The organism is Streptomyces sp. NBC_00829 (genome assembly GCF_045161795.1).
In the GTDB taxonomy this organism is placed as follows: Bacteria; Actinomycetota; Actinomycetes; order Streptomycetales; family Streptomycetaceae; genus Streptomyces.
In genome coordinates this window covers 2,684,560-2,710,824 of the sequence record NZ_CP108867.1, presented here as the reverse complement: position 1 = coordinate 2,710,824, position 26,265 = coordinate 2,684,560, and the positions used below count along the sequence as shown (strand labels likewise).

Annotated in this window: 23 protein-coding genes; 17 read left to right on the top strand and 6 right to left on the bottom strand. The window is 69.8% G+C overall.

Features of this window, described 5'->3' with window-relative positions:
• The first annotated feature begins 58 nt into the window (after window positions 1-58).
• From OG293_RS11280 to nudC, 3 genes are read left to right on the top strand one after another with little or no spacing between them, the layout of a single operon-like run.
• A complete protein-coding gene (locus tag OG293_RS11280) occupies window positions 59-3,682 on the top strand; it encodes a UvrD-helicase domain-containing protein (protein WP_405998653.1) in 3,624 nt (1,207 codons plus the stop codon).
• A 10-nt stretch (window positions 3,683-3,692) separates the two neighbouring features.
• Entirely contained in the window at window positions 3,693-5,090 is a 1,398-nt protein-coding gene (locus OG293_RS11275; RefSeq protein ID WP_405998652.1) for a dipeptidase, read from the top strand.
• 57 nt (window positions 5,091-5,147) lie between these two features.
• On the top strand, window positions 5,148-6,095 hold the full coding sequence (gene nudC / locus OG293_RS11270; protein WP_405998651.1) for an NAD(+) diphosphatase: 948 nt from the start codon (window positions 5,148-5,150) through the stop codon (window positions 6,093-6,095).
• 11 nt (window positions 6,096-6,106) lie between these two features.
• Here the strand turns inward: nudC and OG293_RS11265 are convergent, their stop codons facing one another.
• Entirely contained in the window at window positions 6,107-6,349 is a 243-nt protein-coding gene (locus tag OG293_RS11265) for a mycoredoxin (RefSeq protein ID WP_405998650.1), read from the bottom strand.
• 164 nt (window positions 6,350-6,513) lie between these two features.
• Here OG293_RS11265 and OG293_RS11260 point away from each other — a divergent pair, with 164 nt between their 5' ends.
• The 5 genes from OG293_RS11260 to OG293_RS11240 all read left to right on the top strand — a co-directional run bounded on the left by OG293_RS11260 (window position 6,514) and on the right by OG293_RS11240 (window position 10,361).
• Entirely contained in the window at window positions 6,514-8,688 is a 2,175-nt protein-coding gene (locus OG293_RS11260; RefSeq protein WP_405998649.1) for an ATP-dependent DNA helicase UvrD2, read from the top strand.
• 165 nt (window positions 8,689-8,853) lie between these two features.
• A complete protein-coding gene (locus OG293_RS11255; protein ID WP_405998648.1) occupies window positions 8,854-9,180 on the top strand; it encodes a hypothetical protein in 327 nt (108 codons plus the stop codon).
• Between the two features lie 173 nt (window positions 9,181-9,353).
• Window positions 9,354-9,722, top strand: coding sequence for a WhiB family transcriptional regulator (locus tag OG293_RS11250; protein ID WP_405998647.1), 369 nt, complete (start codon window positions 9,354-9,356; stop codon window positions 9,720-9,722).
• Complete coding sequence (locus OG293_RS11245; RefSeq protein ID WP_405998646.1) at window positions 9,719-10,042, top strand: hypothetical protein; 324 nt, start codon at window positions 9,719-9,721, stop codon at window positions 10,040-10,042. The genes OG293_RS11250 and OG293_RS11245 overlap by 4 nt, the downstream gene beginning before the upstream one ends.
• 115 nt (window positions 10,043-10,157) lie before the next feature.
• Window positions 10,158-10,361, top strand: coding sequence for a hypothetical protein (locus OG293_RS11240; RefSeq protein ID WP_405998645.1), 204 nt, complete (start codon window positions 10,158-10,160; stop codon window positions 10,359-10,361).
• A gap of 6 nt (window positions 10,362-10,367) precedes the next feature.
• Here the strand turns inward: OG293_RS11240 and OG293_RS11235 are convergent, their stop codons facing one another.
• Window positions 10,368-11,732, bottom strand: a complete 1,365-nt coding sequence (locus OG293_RS11235) for an ABC1 kinase family protein (RefSeq protein WP_405998644.1) — start codon at window positions 11,730-11,732, stop codon at window positions 10,368-10,370.
• Window positions 11,733-11,797: 65 nt separating this feature from the next.
• Window positions 11,798-12,946 (bottom strand): ThiF family adenylyltransferase, encoded by a 1,149-nt coding sequence (locus OG293_RS11230; RefSeq protein WP_405998643.1) that lies wholly within the window; start codon window positions 12,944-12,946, stop codon window positions 11,798-11,800.
• Between the two features lie 198 nt (window positions 12,947-13,144).
• Between OG293_RS11230 and OG293_RS11225 the strand changes: the two genes are divergently transcribed.
• The 4 genes from OG293_RS11225 (at window position 13,145) to OG293_RS11210 (ending at window position 17,005) form a co-directional block, all read left to right on the top strand.
• A complete protein-coding gene (locus OG293_RS11225) occupies window positions 13,145-13,768 on the top strand; it encodes a M48 family metallopeptidase (protein ID WP_405998642.1) in 624 nt (207 codons plus the stop codon).
• Window positions 13,769-13,876: 108 nt separating this feature from the next.
• Window positions 13,877-15,535 (top strand): TerD family protein, encoded by a 1,659-nt coding sequence (locus OG293_RS11220; protein WP_405998641.1) that lies wholly within the window; start codon window positions 13,877-13,879, stop codon window positions 15,533-15,535.
• A gap of 14 nt (window positions 15,536-15,549) precedes the next feature.
• Window positions 15,550-16,230: an AIM24 family protein gene (locus tag OG293_RS11215; RefSeq protein WP_405998640.1), complete on the top strand. Its 681-nt coding sequence runs from the start codon at window positions 15,550-15,552 to the stop codon at window positions 16,228-16,230.
• Between the two features lie 19 nt (window positions 16,231-16,249).
• Window positions 16,250-17,005: an AIM24 family protein gene (locus OG293_RS11210; RefSeq protein WP_405998639.1), complete on the top strand. Its 756-nt coding sequence runs from the start codon at window positions 16,250-16,252 to the stop codon at window positions 17,003-17,005.
• A 68-nt stretch (window positions 17,006-17,073) separates the two neighbouring features.
• On the opposite strand, the gene OG293_RS11205 is transcribed toward OG293_RS11210, so the two are convergent.
• Together OG293_RS11205 and OG293_RS11200 are read right to left on the bottom strand one after the other, a co-directional pair.
• Window positions 17,074-17,595 (bottom strand): NUDIX hydrolase, encoded by a 522-nt coding sequence (locus OG293_RS11205; RefSeq protein ID WP_405998638.1) that lies wholly within the window; start codon window positions 17,593-17,595, stop codon window positions 17,074-17,076.
• Entirely contained in the window at window positions 17,592-19,076 is a 1,485-nt protein-coding gene (locus tag OG293_RS11200) for a zinc-dependent metalloprotease (RefSeq protein ID WP_405998637.1), read from the bottom strand. Before OG293_RS11200 ends, OG293_RS11205 begins: the two co-directional genes overlap by 4 nt.
• 189 nt (window positions 19,077-19,265) lie before the next feature.
• Here OG293_RS11200 and OG293_RS11195 point away from each other — a divergent pair, with 189 nt between their 5' ends.
• From OG293_RS11195 to OG293_RS11180, 4 genes are all read left to right on the top strand, one after another.
• Complete coding sequence (locus OG293_RS11195) at window positions 19,266-20,399, top strand: SDR family oxidoreductase (protein ID WP_405998636.1); 1,134 nt, start codon at window positions 19,266-19,268, stop codon at window positions 20,397-20,399.
• A 79-nt stretch (window positions 20,400-20,478) separates the two neighbouring features.
• Window positions 20,479-20,940, top strand: coding sequence for a molybdenum cofactor biosynthesis protein MoaE (locus OG293_RS11190; protein ID WP_405998635.1), 462 nt, complete (start codon window positions 20,479-20,481; stop codon window positions 20,938-20,940).
• Between the two features lie 137 nt (window positions 20,941-21,077).
• Complete coding sequence (locus OG293_RS11185; protein ID WP_405998634.1) at window positions 21,078-21,260, top strand: hypothetical protein; 183 nt, start codon at window positions 21,078-21,080, stop codon at window positions 21,258-21,260.
• 129 nt (window positions 21,261-21,389) lie between these two features.
• Window positions 21,390-22,478 (top strand): PDZ domain-containing protein, encoded by a 1,089-nt coding sequence (locus OG293_RS11180; protein WP_405998633.1) that lies wholly within the window; start codon window positions 21,390-21,392, stop codon window positions 22,476-22,478.
• Window positions 22,479-22,606: 128 nt separating this feature from the next.
• Here OG293_RS11180 and OG293_RS11175 read toward each other — a convergent pair whose 3' ends face one another.
• Window positions 22,607-23,164: a PPA1309 family protein gene (locus OG293_RS11175; protein ID WP_405998632.1), complete on the bottom strand. Its 558-nt coding sequence runs from the start codon at window positions 23,162-23,164 to the stop codon at window positions 22,607-22,609.
• Between the two features lie 136 nt (window positions 23,165-23,300).
• On the opposite strand from OG293_RS11175, the gene OG293_RS11170 reads away from it, so the two are divergent.
• Entirely contained in the window at window positions 23,301-26,216 is a 2,916-nt protein-coding gene (locus OG293_RS11170) for a UPF0182 family protein (RefSeq protein ID WP_406003563.1), read from the top strand.
• Window positions 26,217-26,265 lie beyond the last annotated feature (49 nt).

The following is a 26,265-nucleotide window of genomic DNA, read 5'->3' as shown; positions in this document are numbered from 1 at the left end:
ACGCCGCCGGGGCGGACGGGGACAGTGGCTGTCAGTGGTCCCCATTAGCCTCTCTGAGGTGACCGCACGCATCACGGATCCCGAGCAGCTCAAGGAGCTCCTCGGGATCCCCTTCACCCCGGAGCAGACGGCCTGCATCACCGCGCCGCCGGCCCCGCAGGTCATCGTGGCCGGGGCCGGGTCGGGGAAGACGACGGTCATGGCCGCGCGCGTGGTGTGGCTCGTGGGCACCGGCCAGGTCGCGCCCGAGCAGGTTCTCGGTCTCACGTTCACCAACAAGGCGGCCGGCGAGCTCGCCGAGCGTGTGCGCACCGCGCTCGTCCGGGCCGGAGTGACCGATCCCGACGTCATCGACCCGGACGATCCCCCGGGCGAGCCGCGCATCTCCACGTACCACGCCTTCGCCGGGCAACTGCTCACCGACCACGGCCTGCGGATAGGTCTTGAGCCGACCGCCCGGCTGCTCGCCGACGCCACCCGCTATCAGCTCGCCGCCCGTGTGCTGCGCGAGGCGCCCGGCCCGTATCCCTCGCTGACCAGATCCTTTCCGTCCCTGGTCAGCGATCTCCTGGCGCTCGACGCCGAACTCGCGGAGCACCTGGTACGACCTGAGCAGCTCGCCGCGTACGACACGGAGCTGCTGCGCACCCTCATGGGCGCACGGCTGAGCAACGCCGAGCTGCGCAAGGTCCCCGAGGCGGCCGAGGCCCGGCGCGAGCTGCTCGATCTGACCGTCCGGTACCGCGAGGCCAAGCGCAGCCGCGACCTTCTCGACTTCGGCGACCAGATCGCCCTCTCCGCCCGGCTGGCGCTCACCCGGCCCGAGGTGGGGACGATCCTGCGCGACGAGTTCCGGGTCGTCCTGCTCGACGAGTACCAGGACACATCGGTGGCCCAACGGCTGCTGTTGTCCGGTCTGTTCGGCCGGGGCACCGGCCATGCCGTGACCGCGGTGGGCGACCCCTGCCAGGCGATCTACGGCTGGCGCGGGGCGTCCGTCGCCAACCTCGACGACTTCCCGGTCCACTTCGCGTACGCCGACGGCCGCCCCGCCACCCGGTTCTCGCTCAGCGAGAACCGCCGCAGCGGAGGACGGCTGCTGCAGCTGGCCAACGGGCTCGCCGAACCGCTGCGCACAATGCACGCGGGCGTGGAGGCGCTGCGGCCCGCTCCCGGCGCCGAGCGCGACGGATCGGTGCGCATCGCTCTCCTCCCCACTCACACGGAGGAGATCGAGTGGCTCGCCGACTCCATCGCCCATCTCGTGCGTACGGGCAAGGAGCCCGGCGAGATCGCGGTCCTGTGCCGTACGGCAGGTGACTTCCCCGAGATCCAGGGCGCTCTGGTCGCCCGGGACGTCCCCGTCGAGGTCGTCGGCCTGTCCGGGCTGCTCCACCTTCCCGAGGTCGCCGACCTGGTGGCGGTCTGCGAGGTTCTCCAGGACCCGGGCGCCAACGCCTCGCTCGTGCGGCTGCTCACCGGGCCGCGCTGGCGGATCGGCCCGCGGGACCTGGCGCTGCTGGGCCGCCGGGCACGGCTCCTGGTCCACCGCGGCCCCGCCGACGCCACGGACCGGGACGAACGGCTGGCGGCGGCCGTCGAGGGCACCGACCCGGCCGAGGTCATCTCGCTCGCCGACGCGCTGGACACCTTCCTTGAGTCGGCGGGCGGGGACGACGACGACCTGCCCTTCTCCGCGGAGGCCAGGGTCCGCTTCGCGCGTCTGGCAGCCGAACTGCGCGATCTGCGCCGATCCCTGGCCGACCCGCTGATGGACGTCCTGCACCGCGTCCTCGCCACCACCGGCCTTGAGGTCGAACTGTCCGCGTCGCCGCACGCCCTGGCCGCCCGCCGCCGCGAGACCCTGTCCAACTTCCTGGACACGGCGGCCGGTTTCGCGGCGCTGGACGGACAGGCCACGCTGCTGGCCTTCCTCGGCTTCCTGCGTACGGCCGCGCAGTACGAAAAGGGCCTGGACAACGCCCTGCCCGGTGGCGAGAACACCGTCAAGGTCCTGACCGCCCACAAGTCCAAGGGCCTGGAGTGGGACGTGGTCGCGGTCCCAGGCCTGGTCGCCAAGCACTTCCCGAGCGACCAGGCGCGCGAGGCATGGACCTCCCAGTCCAAGGTTCTGCCGCACGCGCTGAGGGGCGACGCCGACACGCTTCCCGAGGTTCCGTCCTGGGACGCGAGGGGCCTCAAGTCGTTCAAGGAGTCCATGAAGGACCACCAGCACACGGAGGAACTGCGCCTCGGCTACGTCGCGTTCACCCGCCCCCGCTCCCTGCTCCTGGGGTCGGCCCACTGGTGGGGCCCGACCCAGAAGAAGCGGCGCGGTCCGTCGGCCTTCCTGCAAGCGCTTTACGACCACTGCGCGCAGGGCTTCGGCGAGATCGAGGCCTGGGCGGAGGAACCGGAGGAGGACGCGGAGAATCCGGCCCTGCGGGAGTCGGCGAAGGACCATGCCTGGCCTCTCCCGCTGGACGAGACCTCGCTGATGCGCCGACGACGGGCGGCCGAGACGGTGCTGTCCTACCTGGACGGGTTGTCGGGCGCTCAGGAAGGGCATCCGGACCAGCGGCACGGATCCAGGGACGAGCCCCAGTGGCCCGGGTACGAGCCGGAGGAGCCGCCCTTCGAGCTGGAGGAGCCCGGGTACGAGCCGGAGGAGTCTGCGTTCGGGCCGGAAGCACCGGATTGGGGCCCCTGGGACGACGAGGAGGCTCCGCCCCCGCCTCCACCGCACGACCCCACGGATGTCACCGACCTCACGGACGTGACCGACTCCCCGGACGTCACCGACCTCACGGAGGCGCCGCCACACGTCGATCTGCCGCACCAGGCCGGTCCGCCCCACAACCCGCCCCGTGAGGCGGGCGACGCCCTTCCCGTACGGGAAAGGACCGCCGTACGGGAAAGGACCACCCCCGAGGACGCCCGCACCATAGCTTCCTGGGACCGGGATCTCGATGCCCTCACCCGTGAGCTGCGCCGTACTCGCGCGAGCGTCCGCGACGTGCGACTGCCCGCCTCGCTCACCGCCTCCCAGCTCATGCGCCTCGCCGCCGACCCCGACGGCTTCGCCCAGGAACTGGCCCGGCCCATGCCCCGCCCTCCGCAGCCCGCGGCCCGCCGCGGCACCCGGTTCCATGCCTGGGTGGAGTCCCGTTTCGAGGAGCTGCCGCTCCCGATGCTCGGCCCGGACGAGCTTCCCGGCGCGGACGCGGGCGACGGCGACACCCCCGAGATCGCGGACGAGCGCGACCTGGCCGAACTGAAGGAGGCGTTCGAGCGGACCCCGTACGCCCGCCGTACCCCTCACCGCATGGAGTGCCCGTTCCAGATCACCCTCGCCGGCCGTGTGATCCGGGGCCGTATCGACGCCGTCTACCGCACCGCACCCGCAGACGGCACCCGGGACGGCGCCCCCGACACGTACGACAGCTACGAGATCGTCGACTGGAAGACCGGCCGGACGCTCACCGCCGACCCTCTCCAGCTCGCGATCTACCGCCTCGCCTGGGCCGAGCAGCACGACCTGCCCCTGGAAGCCGTCAACGCCGCGTTCGTCTATGTACGCACCGGCGAGATCGTGCGCCCCGCCTCCCTTCCCGGGCGTGCCCGGCTCGAACGCATCCTGCTGGGCGAGACGGCCGACGAGGGCGCCGTCGACGCCCGTTAGGCTCAAAGGCATGAGCGACACCCCGGACAGCGCCGTCCGTCTGTACATCGAGCAGCACCGCGCAGCCTTCCTCGACGACCTCGCCGACTGGCTGCGCATCCCGTCCGTCTCGGCCCAGCCCGATCACGCGGCGGACGTACGGCGCAGCGCCGACTGGCTCGCGGCCAAGCTGGAGGAGACCGGCTTTCCGGTCACCGAGATCTGGCCAACGCCCGGCGCCCCCGCGGTGTTCGCGGAGTGGCCGTCCGGCGACCCGGACGCCCCCACCGTGCTCGTCTACGGCCACCACGACGTCCAGCCCGCCGCCCGTGAGGACGGCTGGGACACCGACCCCTTCGAGCCGCGGATCGCCGACGGCCGGCTGTACGGCCGGGGCGCGGCCGACGACAAGGGGCAGGTCTTCTTCCACACCCTGGGCGTACGGGCCCACCTCGCCGTCACCGGACGGACCGCGCCCGCGGTCAACCTCAAGCTGCTGATCGAGGGCGAGGAGGAGTCGGGTTCGCCGCACTTCCGCGCCCTGGTCGAGGCCAACGCGCGCCGTCTCGCCTCCGACGCGGTGATCGTCTCGGACACCGGCATGTGGTCCGAGACGACCCCCACCGTCTGCACCGGCATGCGTGGCCTGGTGGACTGCGAGATCGCGCTGTACGGCCCGGACCAGGACATCCACTCGGGCTCCTTCGGCGGCGCGGTCCCCAATCCGGCCACGGTGGCGGCGCGCCTCGTCGCGGCGCTGCACGACGCCGACGAGCGCGTGACCGTCCCCGGCTTCTACGACGGAATCACGCCGCTCACCGACGCCGAGCGCAAGCTGTTCGCCGAGCTGCCCTTCGACGAGGCGTCCTGGCTGAAAACCGCCAAGTCGCACCGGACCCTGGGCGAGACCGGGTACTCCACGCTGGAGCGCGTCTGGGCCCGCCCGACCGCCGAGCTCAACGGAATCGGCGGCGGCTATCAGGGCCCCGGCGGCAAGACGATCATCCCGTCGTCCGCGCAGCTGAAGCTCACCTTCCGCCTTGTCGCGGGTCAGGACCCGGACACCGTCGAGAAGACGGTCGCCGAGTGGGCGGCGGCCCTCGTTCCCGACGGCATCCGCCACGAGATCACCTTCAGCGCCTCGACGCGCCCCTGCCTGACCCCCCTGGACCACCCCGCGCTGCAGTCGGTCGTACGGGCGATGAGCCGGGCCTTCGACGGACAGAAGATCCGCTTCACCCGGGAGGGCGGCTCCGGCCCGGCCGCCGACCTTCAGGACGTCCTGGACGCCCCCGTGCTGTTCCTGGGCATCTCCGTACCCTCCGACAGCTGGCACGCACCGAACGAGAAGGTCGAAGTGGACCTGCTGATCAAGGGCGTGGAGACGACCGCCCACCTGTGGGGCGACCTCGCCGAAGCCCTCCGCTGACCCGCGCTGAACTCCGCTGAACTGACACCCAATCCACCCGGGGGAGTTGGAAGTACCGTGAGCACCAACAGCTACGCCACCGCTGGCCGTCCGATCGGTCTCACCGCGCCGAGCGGCATCGACCGCGAGGCGCACCACCGCCTCGACGAGGCCTGGCTGGCGGCGGCGTGGAGCCACCCGACGACGCGGGTCTTCGTGGTCTCCGGCGGACAGGCACTGATCGACGACACCCCCGACGGCCGCACCGAGCTCGTCATGACCCCGGCGTTCGAAGCCCCCGTCACGGAGACCCACCGCTACTTCCTGGGGACCGACGAGGACGGCGTGCGCTACTTCGCGCTCCAGAAGGACGCCCTGCCGGGCCGGATTGATCAGTCGGCGCGTCCCGCCGGCCTGCGCGAGGCCGGTCTGCTGCTCCCGCCACGCGACGCGGGCCTGCTGGTCCACGCGGTGGCGCTGGAGAACTGGCAGCGGCTGCACCGCTTCTGCTCACGCTGCGGCGAGCGCACGGTCATCGCGGCGGCGGGCCACATCCGCCGCTGTCCGGCGTGCGGCGCCGAGCACTACCCCCGTACCGACCCCGCTGTGATCATGCTTGTCACCGACGAGCAGGACCGCGCGCTGCTGGGACGACAGGTGCACTGGCCGGAAGGGCGTTTCTCCACACTCGCGGGCTTCGTCGAGCCGGGCGAGTCGATCGAGCAGTCGGTGCGCCGCGAGGTCTTCGAGGAGGCGGGAGTCACGGTCGGTGACGTGGAGTACATCGCCAGCCAGCCGTGGCCCTTCCCGTCGAGCCTGATGCTCGGCTTCGTGGCACGGGCCACGTCCTCGGAGATCACTGTGGACGGCGAGGAGATCCACGAGGCGCGCTGGTTCTCCAGGGAAGACCTGCGGGCCGCCTTCGAGTCCGGGGAGGTGCTGCCTCCCTACGGGATCTCGATTGCGGCCCGCCTGGTCGAGCTCTGGTACGGAAAGCCGTTGCCGAAGCCCGGTGATGTGGCCTGAGCTGCGGCGGCTCAGACGCCGATCTTCTGCTTGACCTGAGCCAGCGAGGGGTTGGTCAGGGTCGAACCGTCGGCGAAGAGCACGGTCGGTACGGTCTGGTTGCCGCCGTTGGCCTTCTCGACGAAGGCGGCGGAGTCCGGGTCCAGCTCGATGTTGACCTCGGTGTACGCGATGCCCTCGCGGTCCATCTGGCCCTTGAGCCGACGGCAGTAGCCGCACCACGTGGTGCTGTACATCGTCACAGTCCCCTGCATGCTCTTGCGCTCCTCTGTCTCACTTGTCTCACTCGGGCGCGCTCAGTGCGCGCCCGAGGCTAGAACGTACGTGAGCTGGCCACCATTCCCGTATAAGTACGACCGCACGGGCTCCCTGTGGACAACGGCCGCAGGCGCCGCCGGGGACCTGGCAGCATGGCGGTGTGACAGCAGCAACGCACTCCTCTCTTTTCCCACAGGTTCCCGAGTCGGCGGACGCGGTGCTCGACGGGCTCGATCCCGAGCAGCGCGAAGTCGCGACGGCCCTGCATGGCCCGGTGTGCGTGCTGGCAGGCGCCGGCACGGGCAAGACACGCGCGATCACCCACCGCATCGCGTACGGCGTGCGCGCTGGCATACTCCAGCCCGCCAGTGTGCTGGCCGTCACGTTCACCAACCGCGCCGCGGGAGAGATGCGCGGCCGGCTCCGCCAGCTCGGGGCGGGTGGTGTGCAGGCGCGCACCTTCCACTCCGCCGCGCTGCGCCAGCTCCATTACTTCTGGCCGAAAGCGGTCGGTGGCGAGCTGCCCCGGCTGCTGGAGCGCAAGATCCAGCTGGTCGCCGAGGCGTCCGCCCGCTGCCATATCAGGCTCGACCGCAATGAGCTACGGGATGTGACCAGCGAGATCGAGTGGGCCAAGGTCACCCAGACCGTGCCCGCCGACTACCCGGCCGCGGTCACCAAGACGCATCGCGACGCCCCGCGCGACCCGGCGGAAATCAGCCAGGTGTACGCCATGTACGAGCAGCTCAAGCGCGACCGCTCGGTGATCGACTTCGAGGATGTCCTGCTGCTCACGGTCGGCATCCTCCAGGACCGGCACGACATCGCCGACCAGATCCGCCGCCAGTACCAGCATTTCGTGGTGGACGAGTACCAGGACGTCAGCCCGCTCCAGCAGCGTCTGCTCGATCTGTGGATGGGGGACAGGGACAACCTCTGCGTGGTCGGCGACGCCAGCCAGACGATCTACTCCTTCACCGGCGCCACCCCCGACCATCTGCTGAACTTCCGCGCCCGCCACCCCGGCGCGACCGTCGTCAAGCTGGTCCGTGACTATCGCTCCACCCCGCAGGTCGTCCATCTCGCCAACGGTCTGCTCAGCCAGGCCCACGGCCGCGCGGCCGAGCACCGCCTCGAACTGATCTCGCAGCGCGATCCCGGCCCCGAGCCCGCCTACACGGAGTACGCCGACGAACCGGCCGAGGCGGAGAGCACGGCCCGCCGTATCCGCGATCTGATCGCCGCGGGGGTGCCGGCCGGCGAGATCGCCGTGCTGTACCGCGTCAACGCCCAGTCGGAGGTCTACGAACAGGCGCTCGCCGACGCCGGAGTCCCGTACCAGCTGCGCGGCGCCGAGCGGTTCTTCGAACGCCAGGAGGTCCGGGAGGCGGGCATCGCCCTGCGCGGCGCCGCCCGCGCCGGCGGCAACGACTCCCTGCTCGATGACGCCGGGGACCTGCCCTCCCAGGTCAGGGCCGTGCTGTCCACCAAGGGCTGGACCACCGAGCCGCCCGCCGGATCGGGTGCGGTGCGCGACCGCTGGGAGTCCTTGGCCGCGCTGGTCCGCCTCGCCGAGGACTACGTCCGGGTGAAGCCGGAGGCGACCCTGGGCGATCTGGTGGCCGAGCTGGACGAGCGCGCCGCCGCGCAGCATGCCCCCACCGTCCAGGGCGTCACCCTCGCCTCGCTGCACTCGGCCAAGGGACTGGAGTGGGACGCGGTGTTCCTGGTCGGCCTGACCGAGGGCATGATGCCGATCACCTACGCCAAGACCGACGAACAGGTCGAGGAGGAGCGCCGGCTGCTCTATGTCGGCGTCACCCGCGCCCGGCTGCATCTCTCCCTGTCCTGGGCGGTGTCCCGCTCTCCCGGCGGCCGCGCCTCCCGCCGTCCCACCCGCTTCCTGAACGGGATGCGCCCGGGCTCCGTCGCACCAGGAGCACGCGGCGCGGGAGGCGAAGGCGGCATCGAGCGTGGCAGCGGCTCACGGCGCAAGCGGCGCGGACCCGTGCTGTGCCGGGTCTGCGGCAAGACGCTCACCGACGCGGGTGAGATGAAGCTGATGCGCTGCGAGGACTGCCCCTCGGACATGGACGAGGCCCTGTACGAGCGGCTGCGCGAGTGGCGCTCGGACCAGGCGAAGGAGCTGGGCCAGCCCGCCTACTGCGTCTTCACCGACAAGACGCTGATGGCGATCGCCGAGGCGGTGCCGGACGGTGAGGGCGAGCTCGCCCGGATCTCCGGAGTCGGAGGCCGCAAGCTGGAGCGCTTCGGGGCCGACGTCCTGGCCATCTGTGCTGGTCAGGACGTTGGGGGAGTCGACGAGGAGGACTGATACAAACTCGTCGAAAAAATAGTTTGCGCCCGCCCCAGCAAGCCCCATAGGTTCTTAACCACGGGAACAGCGACTTCTCTGAAGCCCTGTGCTCGTGCTGTACTTATCCGAATACGCGTGATCGGCCCCGGCCGGTCCCCTAGACGCCGAGAGGAGGCGATTCCAGTGATCAGCATCAAGGCCAGCTTCATCTGCACCGACAAAATGACCGATCGCTCGGTCGTCTCCGCCTGCTCGCTCGGCTTCTCCGCGGCGTTCGACGGGACCGGTCTGTCCGGCAGCCCTGCCGTGCTTCCGGTCTCCGGCCTGGGCGGTCTCCCCGTCCTGGAGCGCAATGAGCGACCGACCAAGGCACTGGAAGCAGGAGTAGCAGCGGCAAAGGCTCGGGCCTATGCCTTTGCGGCAACCGGTGCCGAAACCAAGAAGCAGACGACGCAGCACCACACGATGTGGGCCTTCCGTGGGCTCGAACCCTGGAGTGATCCAGCCTGATCCAGATCAGGCCGGCGCCTTCAGGGCCGCGGAACCCCACCCGGGATCCGCGGCCCTTCTGTTTTCCCCGAACGGGGACGGCAGAGCGAAGGGGCCTCGGGACAAGCAGCACCCGGTACCAAGCCGACAACCGGCCAACAGGCCGGACCGACCAGACGAGGAAAGACACCACCGTGCAACTCGAAGCGCACGCCCCGTCCGTACCGCCTTCCGAGACGATCTCCCCGCCCGCCCTCACGGAGGACTCCACCTTGACTCCGCTCACTGCGCTCACCGCGCTCGACGACGCCATCGAGAACCTCGGCGTACCCGTCCCCTGCCGTTCGTACGACCCGGAAGTCTTCTTCGCCGAGTCGCCGGCCGATGTCGAGTACGCCAAGTCCCTCTGCCGCACCTGCCCGCTGATGGAGGCCTGCCTCGCGGGCGCCAAGGAGCGGCGTGAGCCGTGGGGCGTCTGGGGTGGCGAGCTCTTCATCCAGGGCGTGGTCGTCGCCCGCAAGCGTCCGCGTGGTCGCCCGCGCAAGAACCCGGTTGCGGCATGAACGCCCTCGGAACCATCGACCGACCCGTCACGCACGATCCCCAGAAGCAGGCCCCGATGACCTCTTCCACGAGCGAGCCGTCCGGCTCCGCCACCCCAGCTGTCACCACCATCGGCGCGACCGCCTCGCGTCAGAACAGGACCCGCGAGATGCAACTCATTCCAGAAGCCCTGGCTCGTGCGCATATGCACGAGCGCCTGCGTGAAGCCGAAGCGGAACGCCAGGCCGCGCGCCTGGTCGCCGCTCGGCGGATGCAGCGCCGTGCCGAGCGCGTGTCCCTGCGCGCTCGCCGCGCGCTGGCCATGGCCGTCATGCACTGACCGCACCGTCGCACTGACGGGCACATCGTCCGACCCCGCGGGAGCCGGTCCGTAAGGACCGGCTCCCGCGGTGCGTTGTCCTGCGGCCGGTCGCCCAGAGAGTTATCGTCACGAGGTGGACGAGCAGAAGACTCCTCGCCCGGCACAGCAGCCGGGTGCCGAGAGCATCGTGTGTTCCCACTGCGGCACGGCCGCCGAGGGACCGCCGCCCACCTGGACCTGCTCCGTGGAGAACGGCACCCGTCGCTACTTCTGCGACGACTGCGCCCGAGCCAACCTCAGGGCGATCGAGGGCAGGCTCGACTCGTCCTGGTGGTGACCGGGGTCAGGCCGACGTCTCGACCGCCTCGCTGTCCTCCTCGTCATGCGCCACGAAACCGGGAAGCCATGACTCGAGTTCGTCCCGCAGCCGCACGGTGGCGTTCAGCTGACACAGAACCCCGATCGTGCTCAGCGTCACCCGGTGTATCAGCAGGTACGAGGGCGGAAGATTCAGCTGTTTGCCCAGCTGATGCGCGGGGGAGCGGATGTCCGCGATCCGGGCCGCCTGGTTGCGCATCCAGCTCCTGGTGAAGGTGAACTCCTCGGCCTCGGCGGGCTCGATGATCGGCTGCAGATAATCCAGCACCGCGTCCGGGTCGAGGTCTATCGACTCCTTGACGAAGCCCGCCTCGCACAGCAGCTCATAGACCGCATCGGCCTCACCCTCCAGCGTCATCCGCAGACATTCGCCGATGGTCCCCGGGAGCCCGCCGGGCAGCCGGTCCACCGTGCCGAAGTCCAGCACGCCGAGCCGCCAGCCCTCCCCGTCCTCTCCCGGGACCAGCCGGAAGTTCCCGGGATGCGGATCGGCGTGGAGCAGTCCCGTGCGGGCCGGGCCGGAGAAGAGGAAGCGGGCCAGCAACTGCCCCGCCCCGTCCCGCTGCTCGTCCGTGCCGCCGGTGATGATCTCGGCCAGAGGGATCCCGTCTATCCACTCGGTCACGAGGACCTGATCGCGCTGATGCACCACATCCGGCACCAGCACGTCCGGGTCGTCCGCGAACACCGCCGCGTGCTCCCGTTGCGCCTGGGCCTCCAGTTCGTAGTCGAGCTCCTCCGACACACGGTCGCGCAGTTCCGCGATGAGGGGCTTGATGTCCATGCCGGGGATCAGCGGTCCGAGCAGCCGGGCGAAGCGGCTCAGTTGTGTCAGGTCGGACAGCAGAGCCTCCCCCGCCCCCGGGTACTGCACCTTCACCGCGACCTCGCGCCCGTCGTGCCACACCGCGCGGTGCACCTGGCCGATGGACGCGGCGGCCGACGGCTTGTCCTCGAAGTTCAGGAACAGTTCCCGCCACCGATCGCCCAGCCGCTCGGCGAGAACCGCGTGAACGGTGCGCGTCGGCATCGGCGGCGCCGCGTCCTGGAGCTTGGTGAGCGCAGCGCGATAGGGACCGGCGATCTCCTCGGGCAGGGCCGACTCGAAGACGGACATGGCCTGTCCGAACTTCATGGCGCCACCCTTGAGCTCGCCCAGAACCTTGAACAGCTGCTCCGCAGTGCGCTGTTGCAGCTCCCGGGCCACGATCTCCGCGGACTTCCCGCCGATCCGCTTTCCCAGACCCCAAGTGGCACGGCCGGCGAAGCCCAACGGCAGCGCGGCCAACTTGGCGGTCCGGGTGACCGCCTTCCGGGGAAGATCAGACATGCGCCCCTCCAAATCCCAGACAGCCGTGCCGTGTGTGCCCTGACGGCGGTGCTCATCGACGGCGGTTACCGAGCCATTGTCGCGTGCTGCGACCCGAACTCCGAGGTGTGCTCCCTCTCACTCTTCCCAGCCGCGCTGCAGGCACAGTCGAGGTGGGGCGTGATCGTCTCCGAGCGCCAATCCAGCAGTGGAAGGGAAGCCTCCCACCTCGCGCCCGTACTCGCAGGCAGTTCGCCGTCGAGGAACGACAGCACGTGAGCCGCAGTCATCCCCGCCACGGTAGTGGCGAGAGCGATATCACAGGCCTGTACGGCCGCGCGGTGTCGCCCCGATCGCCACTGGGCGAGCAGCCGCGACCGACCCGGGTCCCGCTCCGCACGGCCGAGCTCGAGACAGCCCGCGCACGCTGTGCCGCCCGGCAGCACCAAGGGGCCCACCACACCTGTGCCCTCGACAATTCCCGCGTACAGATGGGGTGTCCCGGTGGTGATCCAGTCCTGTGCCGCCGCCGGGTCGGGAGCATAGGCGGCGAGCCCGTCCCGCGGGGTTACGACCACCAGGGAAAGTCCCGGTTCCTCTCCTCCCCGCGAGCCCGCCGCACCGGTCGAGCGCGGCGGACGATCGGGAGCGGCGCGTCGCAACAGCTGCCGGACCGCAGTCTCGCGCCGCTCACCGACCGCCTCCCCAGACAGTCCGCCCGGAGCCACGTCCCACGGCTCCACACGTCCGCCGTCCAGCACGTCGATCCGGCCGACCCCCGAGGCCGACAGCACCGCGGCGACCGTCGCTCCCACCCGGCCCGCGCCTCGGATCTGGACGCGCACGGCGCGCCGCGCCGCCAGTCGCCGTATCCCCCCGCCCGGTTCCGGGTCGACGACGGACAGTGACGCCAGATCCGGTCGCAGCCGGTCGAGCGCGCTCGCCCGCTTGCGCAACGCATCGGCGGCGGGTCCGCCGGCCGTCGGATCGTCGAGCAGTCCGGCCGCCGCCAAACGCTTCACCAGCGCATCCACTTGTCCGTCCGGAAGCCCTATCGCCCGCGCTTCCTGGCGCAGCAGCGGCAGCCCCCGAGTCCCGTCGAGCAGTTCGAGAAATGCGCCCGTCGCCGTGTCCACCGGGCCGACCGTGACCGCATGAGCGGGAGTCACCCCGAACTGCACGGTCTGTCGTTCACGCCATGCCCGCTTCAGGGCAGGCTTCATCATCGGATGCATATTCCACTTCCCCCGTCGAAGTGATGCGGGATCTCTTCGCTGATCTGACGTCAGAATGCACGATCTCGTCAGGCGCTGTGAAAAGTTGTCCACAGGTGTGGGGTATTAGTCGTTCAAATGGTGCAGCCATGGAGTGGATCATGCTCGAACCCTTCCGGAGGCGGGACTTCCCGCACTGACAGCGGGTAACGTCGGGGCGTGTCCGTCGACCCGTCCCCGCGCTTCGCCGGGGAGACCCCACCGCACAGCGCCGGAAGTCAGCAGCGCAGCGCGAAAAACCGCCCGCCCCGCGGTTCGGGGACCAGCGCGGTCGAGGTCCGCAGGAGCGCCCGGCGCAGCAGAACGGTCTCGGCCTACCGCGAGGGCGACCGGACGATCGTCCTGATCCCCGCCCGGATGTCCGAGGCGGAGGAGCGGCGCTGGGTCACCGTGATGCTCGACAAACTCGCCGCCCAGGAGAGCAAGCGCATCCTCGGTGACGCGGAACTGACTGAGCGTGCCGAGCGCTTGTCCGCCCAGTATTTCGGCGGACGGGCAAGGCCGACATCCGTGAGATGGGTGACGAATCAGAACACCCGCTGGGGCTCCTGCACCCCGGCGGAGGGCAGCATCCGCCTGTCGCACCGGCTGCAGGGAATGCCTGAATACGTCGTCGACTATGTCCTGGTCCACGAACTGGCACACCTGCTCGTTCCGGGACACGGGCCGCGGTTCTGGCGGCTCCTGGAGGCGTATCCGCGCACCGAGCGTGCTCGGGGTTACCTCGAGGGTGTCGTCGCCGCCGACAGACTTCCGCACCTGCCCGCCGCGCGCGGAGAGTGACCGGCGGCGGTCCTGTACCGAATGTGTACCGGCTTGGCCGAATCTCGCACACAGCCGTTAGCCTGACGCGACGCATTCGTATTTCGGGATGGGGGACGGTCGTTACGCATGGCCAGGGAATTCCAACGCGGCCACAAGGCCAAGATCAGTGATCTCACGCCGGGAACGGATCTGTACGTAGGTGTGCAGATCGCCGCTCCTGGTCTGACTTTCGACATCAGCTGCTTCGGACTCGACGCCAACGAGCAGCTCTCGGACGACCGGTACTTCATCTTCTTCAATCAGCCGAAATCACCCGAGGAGTCCATCCAGCTCCTGGGCGCGCAGTCGGGGGACACGGAGTCGTTCCGGGTCACCCTGGACCGCATTCCGGCGAACATCCACAAGCTCTCCTTCACCGCGACGGTCGACGGCGCGGGGCAGATGTCGCAGATCGGCCCCGGGTACATCCGTGTCGTCGCGGGCGGTGAGGAGGTCGTGCGGTATCCCTTCACCGGCTCGGAGTTCACCACCGAGCGCGCGGTGATGCTGGGCGACTTCTATCTGAAGGATGTCTGGCGTTTCGCCGCCATCGGCCAGGGCTTCGACGGCGGACTCGACGCGCTGCTGAAGAACTTCGGCGGCGAGGTCGCCGAGGAGCAGCCTGCCGCGCAGCAGCCGCAGGGCGCCGCGCCGTCGTTCGCACCGCCCGCGCAAGCCTCCGCGCCGCCGTCGTTCGGCGCGCCGGCAGCGCCCCAGGGGCATCAGCCCGCACCTCAGGCACCCCAGGCCCCTCAGCCTGCACCGTCGTTCGGCGCGCCTCCCCAGGCTCCGGGCCCGGTTCCGCAGCCGAACGCGCAGATGCATGCCGCGCCCACCATCGCGGCTCCGCTGACCCCGCCCGCCGGCACGGTGCCGCCGCCGCCCTCTCCGTACGTGCAGCCGCCCCAGCCGCCCCAGTACGGCCAGGTTCCGGGCCAGCCGCCCGGGCAGATGCCGGGTCAGGTCCCGGGTCAGGTCCAGCCGGGCGCTCCTGCGCCGTACGGCCAGCAGGCGCCGTCCCCGTACGGACAGCAGCCCCCCGGCGTGCCCCCGCAGGGCGTTCCCCAGGGAGTCCCGCAGGCGGGCGCCGGTCTCCAGGCCGCGCTCCAGCCCTATCGCGAGACCGCCACCGGCCAGCGCTGGACTCCGCAGAACCAGCAGCTCATGCGGGTCGACCTGACCATGGGCGGCATGCCTGTGCTGGCCCGTCAGGGCAGCATGGTCATGTACCAGGGCAAGGTCGACTTCAGCTACAAGGGCGCCGGTTTCGCCGGTCGCATCGTGGGCAATGCGACGGGCCAGGAGATGCAGCTGATGCGCTGCACCGGCCGCGGTCAGGTCTTCCTCGCGGAGAACGGCGCGCATCTGCACTCGATCGAGCTCCAGGGCGACGGCATCTGCGTCTCGGCGGAGAATGTCCTCGCGTTCGACGAGTCGCTGCAGCACGAGGTCCGCAGGATAGAGGGCCACGGCATCCCCGGCGGCGCGCTGTTCACCATGATGTTCCACGGCACCGGCACGGTCGTCGTGAAGACCCATGGCGTCCCCGTCGTCCTGCCGGTCACACCGACGACCTTCGCCGACTGCAATGCGGTCGTCGCCTGGTCGGCCGCGTCCCAGGTGATCCTTTCCAGCCAGGTCCGGCTGCGGCGCAACGCCTATCCCGGACACAGCGGAGAGACCGTCAACCTCCAGTTCCGGGGTGCTCCCGGCAACTTCATCGTCGTCCAGCCGTACGAGGTCTGAGGGAGCCCGAAGAAATGAACCAGCAACTCGCGGGCTTCGCCCCGACCCCGATCGCGGCCCGGATGGAGAACCACGGCCGCTCCATGCTCAAGGTCGCCATGGCCACCGGCCAGGACCTCTTTGCACGCACCGGTTCGATGGTCGCCTACGAAGGCTTCGTGCAGTACGAGCCGAACCCGCCCGCCGTCCGCCAGATCGCCTCCCAGTGGGTGACCGGCGAGGGCGCGCCCCTTATGAAGTGCTCCGGTGACGGACTGCTCTACCTCGCCGACTACGGCGCGGACGTCGTCGTCATCAACCTCAACAACGACTCGCTCTGCGTCAACGGCACCAATCTGCTGGCCTTCGACGCGCACCTCCAGTGGGGCGTCGAGCGGGTCAAGGGGCTGGCCAAGTTCGCCGGCCAAGGCCTGTGGAACGTCGAGGTCAGGGGCACCGGTTGGGTGGCCCTCACCTCGCGCGGCACACCGATCGTCGTCGACTGCGGCCGTGGCGAGGACGAGACGTATGTCGACCCGGACGCCCTGGTCGCCTGGTCCCCGAACCTGAAGGTGAAGGGCAAGCGCAGCTTCAAGGCGTCCTCGCTGATCGGGCGGGGCAGCGGAGAGGCGTACCAGATGGCCTTCTCGGGTCAGGGCATCGTCGTCGTACAGCCGAGCGAGGACAGTACGGACCGCCTGCGGATCCGGAACTGAGGGGGATCGGGAACACACCATGCAGAGTCCGCTTTTCAATCTCACGGAGCAGCAGTCCCAGGACCGCTATGTCGTGCAGAACCCGCAGCTCCTGCGGGTCTCGCTCTCCGGCCACGACGACATCCTCGCCCGCAAGGGCGCCATGGTCGCTTACCAGGGCCTTGTCGACTTCGACGGTGAGTACCAGTCGCACAATCAGCGTCGCGCCCGCGCCAGCACCGGCGAGGGGCTGGACCTCATGCGCTGCTCCGGGCAGGGCACCGTCTACTTCGCCAACCTGGCGCAGTACATCCACGTGGTGGACGTCGACCAGGACGGCATGACGGTCGACAGCGCCTACGTCCTGGCGCTCGACTCCGGACTGCACACCGAGGTCATCGCGGTGGACAGCCAGTACGGAATCTCCGGCTCCGGGAAGTACCAGCTCAATATCTCCGGCCGGGGCAAGGTCGCGCTGATGACCTCGGGCCAGCCGCTGATGATGCAGGTCACACCCGACAAGTACGTCAACGCCGACGCCGATGCAATCGTCGCCTGGTCCTCGTCGCTGCGCGTGCAGATGCAGGCACAGACGCACTCGTCCGGCATCCGGCGGCGACGCGGAAACACCGGAGAAGGCTGGGAGCTCAGCTTCCTCGGCCAGGGCTTCGCGCTGGTGCAGCCCAGCGAGGTCATGCCGCCGCAGACCGCGGAGATCGGGCAGGGAATGCGCGCGCAGTACGGCATGGGCCAGCAGGGCTCGCACGCCCAGAACCAGAACAACGCCTGGAGCTGACGCGGAACAACGCACATGGGTAAGGGGCGGCCTCCAGGGAGGCCGCCCCTTACCCATGTGCGTGATGGTCAGAGCCCCGCGCGGGTGCGCTGAAGCAGGCGTACGACCGACTCGTCCGCCACACCGGCCACCTCGTCGTAAGGGAACCAGCGCAGATCGAGCGACTCGTCGCTGATCTCCGCGACGGAACCGGCCGGAGCCAGTGCCGCGTACTGCACATCGAGGTGCCAGTGGCAGGGGGCCGGAATCGGATGCCGGTCGAGCCGCACGGGCCCGCCCGGAACAAGCGTCAGCCCGCTGATCCCGGACTCCTCCTCCGCCTCGCGCAGCGCCGCGGAGGCCAGGGTCGGATCGCCCGGCTCGCAGTGACCTCCCATCTGGAGCCACCTACCGAGCTTCTTGTGCAGCGTCAGCAGGACACGGCCCCGCTCGGGGTCGACGACCAGGGCGCTCGCCGTGACATGCCCCGCCCCGCATGCCTTCCACATACCGTCGGGATGCGCCGCCAGGTGGTCCAGATAGAGCTGACGCAGCTGCCCCTGGTCCTCGTAGCCCTTCAGCACGAGAACGGCGTCGTCGTGCAGGCTCACCTGTTCTCGTCGCCCTCGTCGCCCTCGTCGTCCGCGCCGGAGTCCTTCCCGGGGTCCTTGCCGCCGCCCTGGCCCCGGTCCTTGTCGGCATCCTTGTCGAGGCTCGGCCTGCTGCCACCGGCAGCCTCGCCCAGCATCTTGTCCAGCTCGGAGAAATCGAGCTGTTCATGGTGGACGAAGCCGTCCGGATCGTCCAGGTCGGAGGCTGTCGGCAGCATGTCCGGGTGCTGCCACAAGGCGTCACGCCCGTCCACGCCCCGCGCGTCGGTCAGCGAGGCCCACAGCCGCGAGGCGTCCCGCAGACGCCGAGGCCGCAGCTGGAGCCCGATGAGCGTGGCGAAGGTCTGCTCGGCCGGGCCGCCGGACGCCCGCCGCCTGCGCAGTGTCTCGCGCAGGGCGTCGGCCGAGGTCAGCCGGCTCGACGCGGCCTCGTGCACCACCGCGTCCACCCAGCCCTCGACCAGTGCCAGCGCGGTCTCCAGACGGGCCAGGGACGCCTTCTGCTCGGGCGTGTCCTCCGGCTGGAACATGCCCTGCTGGAGAGCCTCCTGCAACTGCTCGGGGTGTGTGGGGTCGAACTGGCCGACCACGTCCTCCAGCTTGGTCGTGTCGACCCTGATCCCGCGGGCGTACGCCTCGACCGCGCCGAACAGATGCGAACGCAGCCACGGCACATGGGCGAAGAGCCGCTGGTGGGCGGCCTCGCGCAGCGCGAGATACAGCCGGACCTCCTCCTTGGACACGCCCAGATCCTTGCCGAACGTGTCGATGTTCAGCGGCAGCAGCGCGGCCTTGCCGGCCGGACCGAGCGGCAGGCCGATGTCGGTCGAACCGACCACCTCGCCCGCCAGCACACCCACGGCCTGCCCGATCTGCTGGCCGAACATCGCCCCGCCCATGGAACGCATCATGCCGATCAGCGGGCCCGCCATGGCCTGCATCTCCTCGGGCAGCACATCGCCCATGGCCAGGCCGACACGCTCGGCGACCGGATCGACAAGCTGCTGCCACGCGGGCAGGGTCGCCTCGACCCACTCCGCGCGGCTCCACGCCACGGCGGTGTTCGCCCCGGAGGGGAGCGAGGTCGCTCCGTCCAGCCACAGGTCGGCCAGGCGAACGGCCTCCTCGACCGCGGTCCGATCGGCCGGGCCCACGCTCACGTCCTTGGTGCCGTCGGGCGTGCCCTGGGAGACGGTCTGGCGCGCGATCTGCTTGGCCATGTCCCAGTTCACGGGACCGCCCTCGTAGCTCAGCATCTGACCGAGCTGCTGGAAGGCCGCTCCCAGGTCGTTCGGGTTCAGGGAACCGAACATCGCGGCGAACGGATTGTCCGCGCCGTCGCCGGAGCCGAAACCGAAAGGATTCGCCGGGGACGGCCCGCCGGAGCCCTGTCCCCCTCCGGCGGGATCCTTCTTCTTGCCTTCGTCGCCGTCGTCCGGCTCCTCCGGCGGAAGGCCGAATCCGAATGGGGTGTCACTCACGGGTTTCCTCGGCTCGTAGGGCCGCCGACTTCCTGCCGGCGGCGGCTGCGACAACACCACCCAGCGTAGACATCCGGGCCGCATATGGGCTCGGTGCTCCGCCGGGTCTTGGCCTGCGGCAGGATGGACGCCACCTGGTACGCACGCGTGATTCGCCCACGTACTGAAGACAACCGCTGGAGACGCCTGGTGAGTTCCCCAGATCCGCAGGTTCGCGCAGCGCGAAACCGCTCAACCCAGCCCTCGGGCTCGGGCCGCGAGGCCGCCGGCCGTGGTCCCGTCGTCGCGGTCACCGGTGCCGCCACGGGCGTCGGCGACCTGCTCACACGGCGGCTGGCCGCGTCCGACGAGATCAAGCAGGTCATCGCGATCGACGAGCGCCGGGGCGAGGTTTCGGAGGCGCAGTGGCACATCCTCGACGTGCGCGACCCGGCCATCGCCGAGAAGCTGCGCGGCGCGGACGTGGTGGTTCACCTGGCGCTCGACCTCGACCTGGAGACCGACGCGGCCGCCCGCAGCGCCTACAACGTGCGCGGTACACAGACCGTGCTGACCGCAGCCGCGGCGGTCGGCGTCCACCGGGTGGTCCTGTGCACCTCGGCGATGGTCTACGGGGCGCTGCCGGACAACCACATCCCCCTCTCCGAGGACGCCGAGCTGCGCGCCACCGCCGAGGCCACGGGCGTCGGCGACCTGCTGGAGATCGAACGGCTGGGCCGTCGGGGGCCGCGCGCCCACCCCGGGCTGAACGTCACGGTGGTCAGGCCCGCCGTCCTGGTGGGCGGTACTGACACCGCCCTGACCCGCTACTTCGAGTCACCTCGGCTGCTCGTTGTCGCGGGATCCCGTCCCGCCTGGCAGTTCTGCCATGTCGAGGACCTGGTGAGCGCTCTGGAGTACGCCGCGCTGGAGAAGGTCGAGGGCGAGCTGGCGGTCGGCTGCGACGGCTGGCTGGAGCAGGAGGAGGTCGAGGAGCTCAGCGGCATCAGACGTATGGAGCTGCCCTCCGCCGTCGCCCTGGGCGCTGCCGCGCGGCTCCACCGGATCGGCCTGACACCGTCCCCGGCAGGGGACCTGGCGTACACGATGCACCCGTGGGTGGTGAGCGTGAGCCGCCTGCACGACGCGGGCTGGCGGCCCCAGTGGACGAACGAGGAGGTGCTCGCCGCTCTCCTGGAGGAGGTGGAGGGCCGCCACACCGTCGCGGGCCGCCGTCTCGGCCGCAAGGACGCGACCGCCGCGGGCGCGGCGGGTGCCACGGTGGCGCTGCTCGGTACGGCCGCGCTGGTACGCCGTGCCCGCAAGGCCAGGCGGCGCCTGTAGGAGGCTCCAAGGCGGTCCGGCCACGGCCGGGTGATCGGGCTGTTCCGCGATGTCAGTGGTGTGCGGCACGATGGTCGGTATGGCAAGCAGGTACGACCACCCCGGCGAGCAGGCGGCGAAGGACCCCATCCGGCTGCTCGCGATCCGAGACACTCCGCTCTCCGTCGACGAGGTCTTTGCGGCCGTCGGCGACGACGCGTCCGGCGGCACCGCCCTCTTCGTCGGCACCGTGCGCAATCACGACGGCGGCTCCGACGTCGACACGCTGGGGTACTCCTGTCACCCCACGGCCGAGGCAGAGATGCGCCGGATCGCCGAGAAGGTCACGGCCGAGTTTCCTGTGCGGGCGCTGGCCGCGGTCCACCGTGTGGGGGATCTGGCGGTCGGCGATCTCGCCGTCGTCGTCGCCGTGTCGTGCCCTCACCGGGGAGAGGCGTTCGAGGCCTGCCGCAAGCTGATCGACGACCTCAAGCACGAGGTTCCGATCTGGAAGCACCAGAAGTTCTCCGACGGCACGGAGGAGTGGGTCGGCGCCTGCTGAGGCGGCCCTGGCGAAACGCGCCCGCCACCCGAGCGCCCCCGATTTGCGTAACCGCCCCCCTGCCATGAGCGTTGATCTGGCAGACACTAATCTGCTGATCACTCAGTTGTGTTGATTCATGGGGTAGGGAGGTCGCGATGGCAGCACTCGCCTGGTTGCTGATTCCGCTTTTCGCTGCCGTCGGTGCTGCGATATGGGGAAGCTGGGCTTCACGGAACCGGACGTCCGGGGACGTGGCCGAGCTGGCCGGCTATGCGCGGTTCCGCGACGCGATGGAGAAAGCAGGCTCCAGTACCGAGGCGGTCGTGACCCAGGACTGACGTCGCCGACCCAGCGGCGCTGCCGAGTTGCCCCGGGCGCGCCATCGCCACCGGCTGCGCGGACGCCGAACTCCACTGACGGACCTGCCCCGGCGGTGCTTTGACAGACCTGTCCCGTACTGTCGTTCCATGCCACGCCGCACTGCGACGATGCTCGCCTCGACGCTGATTTTTATCGCGCTGCTCTGCGCAGGCGTCTTCATCACCGTGCCCTACTCGCAAATGTCGCCCGGTCCGACGGTCAACACTCTCGGCGCGGCCGGCGGCGAGCCGGTCCTTCAGATCTCCGGACGCACGACGTATGAGACGAGCGGTCATCTCAATATGACGACCGTCAGGGTCACCGGCGCGGACTACAACATGAATCTCGTCGAGGCAGTGTACGGCTGGCTGGCCCACGACAACGTGGTGGTGCCGCACGACACGCTCTACCCGGACGGCAAGACGGAAGAGCAGTCGACGCAGGAGAACGCCGAGGAGTTCACCCAGTCGCAGGAAAGCGCCAAGGTCGCCGCGCTGCGACAGCTGAACATCCCGGTGAAGTCGAGGGTCGTGGTCTCGGCGGTCATCAAGGGCACGCCCTCCGAGAACCGGCTGCACGCCGGCGACGTGATCCGCGCGGTGGACGGTACGGCGGTGAAGGAGCCGGGGGACGTCGGCAAGCTCGTGGTGAAGCACACGCCCGGCGAGAACGTGGTCTTCACGATCGTGCCCGCGAAGGCGGCGGCTGCGGCGGAGAAGGCGGGCAAGGAGCCTGCGGGCACGGAGAAGCTCACCCTCACCACGGTGAAGGCGGCCAAGGACGGCCGTGCGATCGTCGGCATCCAGGCCGGGACCGACCACACGTTCCCGTTCAGCATCGACATCAACCTGGCGGATGTCGGAGGGCCCAGTGCGGGGCTGATGTTCGCCCTCGGGATCGTCGACAAACTGACGCCCGCCGATCTCACGGGCGGGAAGTTCGTGGCCGGCACCGGCACGATCGACGACCAGGGCAAGGTCGGTCCGATCGGCGGGATCGAGATGAAGCTGGTGGGCGCGCGCAACGCCGGCGCGCGCTACTTCCTGACGCCGCGCGACAACTGCGCGGCGGCAGCGTCTGACATCCCGGCGGGGCTCACGCTGGTGAAGGTGAACACGATCGCGGATGCGGCCAAGTCGCTGGAGAGGATCAGGTCGGGGGACACGAAGGGCCTGGTCGGCTGCTCCGCCGGCTGACGGGCCGCTCGGCGGTTCGATCTCGCGGTTCGCGCCCGGCTCTTTGATGCGGTGGTCCCGGACCGTGACCGTCGTCCCGCCTCACCGGGGCATGCGGCCCGGTGAGGCGGTGGCGGGTGGTTGGCGGGTCAGGACTCGAAGGTTGCCGAAAGCGCCTCCGCCAGGCCCGGGACCAGCGACGATCCCGTCAGAACCTCCGTCGGGGAGTCCTTCTCGCGCAGACGCAGGGCCGAATCGCGGGTGCCGTCGCGCAGCACCGCGACCGTCATCCGGACCTCTTGGCGGTCCGGATGGGACGAGACCCACTTGGTGAGGGCCTTGTCACTGAGGCCGGCGGGGACCGAGGCCTCGGCCGACGGAGGGAGCATCTGGCGCTCCACCGTCAGGGCGCAGCCCGCCACCGCGTCGGGCCAGGCGATGGTGGCCAGGAACTCGTCCAGCGGGGTGCCCGCCGGGATCTCGTCCTGCTCGACGGGGGTCAGCGGCGCGGCCGCATCGTCGCCGTCGAGGCCCAGCTGGGCCGCGAGGCCCGGCTCCTGGGAGCGCAGCCGCGCGGTGTCGACCAGCGCGAAGAGCCGCGCCGGCTGGTCCCAGCCGAGGCCGGATGAGTACTCGTCGATTTCGAGCACCGCGCGGGTGAGCGGGCTCGCGGCCATGGGGGATCCGGAAGAGGAAGCGTTGGACATGCTCAATATCCTGCCTCCTTCCGACCCCGCGGCGGGAACTAGGTAAAGCGTCAGTAAGTTGCAGTAGTGGGCTCTACGATCGCGGGGCCCGCTTCACACGACCGCGAACTTCGAGGTGCGCACGTTGGCTTTCCAGATGCCGGACCGCGGCGGAGGCCCGACCGGGCCACGGATCAGAGTGGGCCGCCCGTCCCGGCGTGTCCGCACCCTGCTCATGACACTGGGCGTCCTGGCCGTACTGGCCATGGCGTTTGTCATGTTCGCCGGGTTCTGGACCGACTGGCTCTGGTACCGATCGGTTCACTACTCCTCCGTCTTCACCACCACACTGTGGACCAAGGTCGGGCTGTTCGCCGTCTTCGGGCTGCTGATGGCCGCCGCGGTCGGCTTCAACATCTGGCTGGCGCACCGGCTGCGTCCGCCGCTGAGCGCGATGTCGCTGGAGCAGCAGAGCCTCGACCGGTACCGCATGGGCATCGCGCCGTACAAGAAGTGGGTGCTCCTCTCGATCACCGCCCTTGTCGGGCTGATCGCCGGAGCCTCCGCGACCGGCCAGTGGCGCACCTGGCTGATGTGGGTCAACGGCGTGCCCTTCGGTCAAAAGGACCCGCAGTTCCACATGGATGTGTCGTTCTACGCGTTCGACCTGCCCTGGTACCGCTTCCTGCTCGGCTTCGGCTTCGCTGCCGCCGTGCTCTGCCTGATCGCCGCCGCCCTCACGCACTATCTGTACGGCGGGCTGCGCATCACCAGCCCCGGCGCGCGGGCGACGGGCGCGGCAACCGGGCATCTCTCGGTGCTGCTGGGTGTCTTCGTCTCGCTCAAGGCCGTGGCGTACTGGCTCGACCGGTACGGCCTGGCGGTGAAGTCCAGCGACTTCAAGGCCACCGGCAACTGGACGGGCCTTCGGTACGTCGACGCCAACGCCTACCTCCCGGCGAAGACGATCCTCTTCTGCATCGCGGTCATCTGCGCCGTGCTGTTCTTCGCGACGCTCTGGCGCCGCACCTGGCAGCTGCCGGTGATCGGGTTCGGGCTGATGGTCCTGTCCGCGATCCTCATCGGCGGGCTCTACCCGGCGATCGTGCAGAAGTTCCAGGTCCAGCCGAACGAGCAGGCCAAGGAAAGCCCGTACATCAAGAAGAACATCGAGGCCACGCGGCATGCGTACGGCATCGACAAGGCCACCCCGGAGGACTATTCGGGCAAGGGCGACACCAAGCGGAAGGCACAGCAGCGCGCTGCCGCCCCCTCGGCGGCCAGCTACCGCCTGGTCGACTCCAACGTCGTCTCGCCCGCCTTCCAGCAGCTCCAGCAGGAGCGTAAGTACTACCAGTTCCCCGCGACCCTGGACGTCGACCGGTACACCGGCCCCGCCGGAAAGCCGCAGGACACGGTCATCGGGCTGCGCGAGCTCAACATCAAGGGCATCCAGAAGCGGAACTGGATCAACGATCACTTCACGTACACCCACGGCTATGGCGCGATCGCGGCCAAGGGCACGAACACGATCACGGACCCGGACAAGGGCACTGTCGGTTCGCCCGACTTCACCGAGTCCGGGATGCCGACGGCCGGACAGCTGGAGAAGTACGAGCAGCGGATCTACTACGGCGAGAAGACGGAGCAGTACTCCATCGTCGGCGGCCCGCAGAAGGAGCTCGACTACGAGGCCAGCGTCGGGCCCACCAAGTACACGAGCTACGCGGGCAAGAGCGGTGTGAACCTCTCCAACCCGCTCAACCGCGCCGCGTACGCCGTCGCCTTCAGCGAGCCGCAGCTCCTCTACTCGGGAGCCGTCGGCGAAGGCTCCCGGATTCTGTACAACCGCACGCCCAAGGAGCGCGTCGAGGCGGTCGCCCCCTGGCTCACCATCGACGGCGACGCCTATCCGGCGGTCGTCGGCCACCGCATCCAGTGGATCGTCGACGCGTACACCACGACCAACGGCTACCCCTACGCCTCGCGCACGACGCTGGGGGACACCACGGCCGACTCGCTCACCACCAACCAGCGCGCGGTCGTCGCCCAGCAGAACCAGGTCAACTACATCCGCAACTCGGTGAAGGCCACCGTCGACGCGTACGACGGCACGGTGAACCTGTATCAGTGGGACACCGAGGACCCGGTGCTGAAGACCTGGATGAAGGCCTTCCCGGACACGGTGAAGCCCAAGAGTGACATTTCCCCGGCACTCAAGGCCCATCTCCGGTACCCGCAGGACATGTTCAAGGTGCAGCGCGAGCTGCTCACCCGGTACCACGTCACCCAGCCGGAGCAGTTCTACAGCGGCTCCGACGCCTGGCAGGTGCCGGACGACCCGACGAACAAGGACACCAGCGCCGTCCCGCCGTACTACCTGAGCCTGAAGATGCCCGGGGACCAGGCGCAGAAGTTCTCGCTGACGACCACGTTCACGCCGGCCGGACGCCCCAACCTGGGGGCGTTCATGGCGGTCGACGCCGATGCGAACAGCGACAAGTACGGCTCGATAAGGCTGTTGAGAGTCACCGAGACCGTCCAAGGTCCGCAACAGGTGCAGAGTGAGCTCAACGGTGTGCCGGAGGTCGCCACGTTCGTACGGGACCTCAGAGGCACCGACTCGGACATCGAGTACGGCAACCTGCTCACCGTGCCGCTCGACGGCGGATTCCTCTATATCGAGCCGGTGTACGCACGAGGCGGCAGCGCGAACTACCCGCTGCTGAAGAAGGTTGCCGTCGCCTACGGCGGAGGCAAGCCGGTCTTCAAGGACAGCCTCACCGAGGCCCTCGACGCGGTCTTCGCGCAGGACGGCACCGAGCAGCCACCGCCGACGACGACACCGCCACCGGGCACCACCAAGCCTCCGGCGACCGGTGACGCGGCGACGAAGGCGGCCATCGCGGACGCTCTGAAGGCGCACCAGGACGCCGAGGCCGCGCTGTCCAAGGACCCGAAGGACTGGGAGGCGTACGGCAAGGCCCAGGAGGCGCTCGACGACGCCCTGCGCAGGCTCTCCGAGGCGCAGTCCGCGCCGAGTCCGTCCTCCTCGCCGCCGAAGGGCGGCTGAGGGGCCGGAAGGTGGTCGGCCAAGCTCCGTCCCGCGTCGTGATACGGTT